This window comes from Deltaproteobacteria bacterium (genome assembly GCA_019308995.1).
Taxonomy (GTDB): Bacteria; Desulfobacterota; Desulfarculia; order Adiutricales; family JAFDHD01; genus JAFDHD01.
The window spans coordinates 1-2,086 of the sequence record JAFDHD010000227.1; the positions used below are offsets into that span (position 1 = coordinate 1).

Annotated in this window: 3 protein-coding genes and 1 pseudogene; all 4 read right to left on the reverse strand. The window is 43.7% G+C overall.

Annotated features, from left to right (window positions below; translation table 11 throughout):
- A partial coding sequence (locus tag JRI95_17205) for a helicase (protein ID MBW2063283.1) occupies nucleotides 1-360 on the reverse strand: 360 nt, incomplete at its 3' end.
- A gap of 63 nt (nucleotides 361-423) precedes the next feature.
- Nucleotides 424-1,083, reverse strand: coding sequence for a hypothetical protein (locus JRI95_17210; protein ID MBW2063284.1), 660 nt, complete (start codon nucleotides 1,081-1,083; stop codon nucleotides 424-426).
- A gap of 59 nt (nucleotides 1,084-1,142) precedes the next feature.
- Nucleotides 1,143-1,515 (reverse strand): annotated as a pseudogene (locus tag JRI95_17215) (DUF488 domain-containing protein).
- Nucleotides 1,455-2,060 carry a DUF488 domain-containing protein gene (locus tag JRI95_17220; GenBank protein MBW2063285.1) on the reverse strand — a complete coding sequence of 202 codons (606 nt, stop codon included), beginning with the start codon at nucleotides 2,058-2,060 and terminating at the stop codon, nucleotides 1,455-1,457. The pseudogene JRI95_17215 and the gene JRI95_17220 overlap by 61 nt, the downstream one beginning before the upstream one ends.
- Between the last annotated feature and the right edge of the window lie 26 nt (nucleotides 2,061-2,086).

Consider the following 2,086-nt stretch of genomic DNA (forward strand, 5'->3'; position numbering starts at 1 on the left):
CGCCAGGAGATAGCGCACCCGGTCATTGGCAATAGCGCGGGATAAAGCTCTGATCTGATGCGGCAACGGGATAACGGAGGACTCGATGGGCGCCAGCAGGACGTCCTGGGTCAGCGCATCGGATACTCGCGCGGCCGCCGTTACATAGACGATGCTGTCGGCGGTGCAGATGCCAGCTTCTTTCAGAGATTTGAGCCTTGAAGCGGGTAGGCGTACTACTGTATCCTGGCTGGGCAGCCAGACCCGGCAGATCGTCTCCCCCCATAAGTTCTGGGCTTCAATAACTTGGCACACCTGCCCATGGTCAGTGCTAAAATGCCAGTTTGTATTACTTATATGATCAGAAGGTGATTCCTTCATTATAGTAGGCTTCGTCTTTCAAGGATTGCCTTGGCTTCATGTTATTTCTGTTTATGATTTCAATTAATCCAGTTGCCAAACAGGGTTTTCTCGGAAGTGAATATTGTTCACTTGCAACCAGTTCACCGGATCAAATTGGGAAGAACTGGCAAACGGTCTGCTCAATCCCAGGCTGATAATTATTGCAGAGCTTGCTTTTATTTGTGTTTTGGTATCATTAATAATTTTTTCCTTTGGGGAATAATCGTCAATCTCATAAAAACGGATATCAGTTATTCCGGCATTTACGTGTAATTCCCCATCGGTAAAGTTTAAACGCACCTGTGGCTTGCCAGACCTTCCAGTATCAACATATAACGATGGCTTCCTATTTAACCTTAAACATCCCAATGATGCCTGCCCACAACCAGGATCTGTACCATACAAAGACTGGCCTATATGCCTTAAATCATCGCCAAAAATCTCTTTGAGGCGATTTTTACTGATTCTTTCCAGAACTTCCCAAAATGTCTCTCGTGCTACCCCTTTTAATAGACACTCAGAAGGCTCAAATAAATAATCCTCGGTATGCGGCGGATCAGGTTTATGAATAATTGTGCCAAGTTGGACCATATTCCCCATGTCAAATGGACCCGCATTTCGAGCTAGTAAACTGATAGTCAAATTCTCAGTTCCCAACACGGGACGTATATGTTGTTTTGTGCCTATGGCGATTCCTGCCACACAAAAAAAACCCCTTCTCATTCTGGTTAAGTGATTTACTATGATAGTTTTCATCTTCTTTATAAATGAATAATTGATATATTTTTCCAATACTTCTGAAGATATTCAGCTACAAGGCGCCGATGACATTGATCAGGCTTGGGTTCACTGCACAATAACACGGTAGGCATATTAAAAAGGTCTTTCTTTAAAAATCCAGATACTTGACGTTCATTTAGGAGATCGAGGAACATTTTCTCATATTCTTCCCAGGTAATTCTCTTATCACGGTATCCTTCCAAAATATTTAAGATCGTCCTGCTTGGAGAATCCGGCAAGTTGGGATTGATTGTTTAATCGAATATCAATGAGGCGCTTGATACCAGAGCGTTTTAAGATTTCAAAGAACTGCGCCGCGCTTTTTTTGGTGAAACCGATGGTGTAGATTTCCACTCCTTGACCTCCTGTCCTGCAAAGAGGTTCATTTGCCCCTTATGCTTTTGGTAGTCTTCTTCTGCCGTCAATTCTTCCTCGCTTTGTAACCTGCCATTCCCCCTGATGTGAATTATTCTGACTCCGCGTTTAATTAAAACCTTGCCTATTAATAGCCGTCTATGACATTTAGCCGGGTCCTCCTCACCACAAAGAAGTGCCACTCTGTAGCTCCGGGCGCCTTTAAGCAGACGGTTTATACCTTCTTGAAATTGTATAGATTTCTCCATCCGGTCGTAGTAGACGTGACCTTCTTCGTCATAAACCTCTTCAGTTTCTGGCCGACCGCCGAGAGTATCTCCTAAATAAAGATACTTAATACCGGCCCTGGATAGAGATTTTGCAAGGATATCTTTGTTAAAATGCGTAGCATAGCGGGAAAAAGGGCTTGATCGGACATCTACGAGCACTTCAATATGCCCTTCTTCAAGAAGGGTTAAAAATTTTTCCCACGAATGGTTAGAATGACCGATAGTATATAATTCTGCTTCCTGACCGGTTTTCATATGGTGGCCCCTTCACCCCTTCTTGT

Coding starts and splice junctions, on each gene's coding strand:
- JRI95_17220 (MBW2063285.1), bottom strand. CDS start 2,060: ATGAAAACCGGTCAGGAAGCAGAATTATATACTATCGGTCATTCTAAC.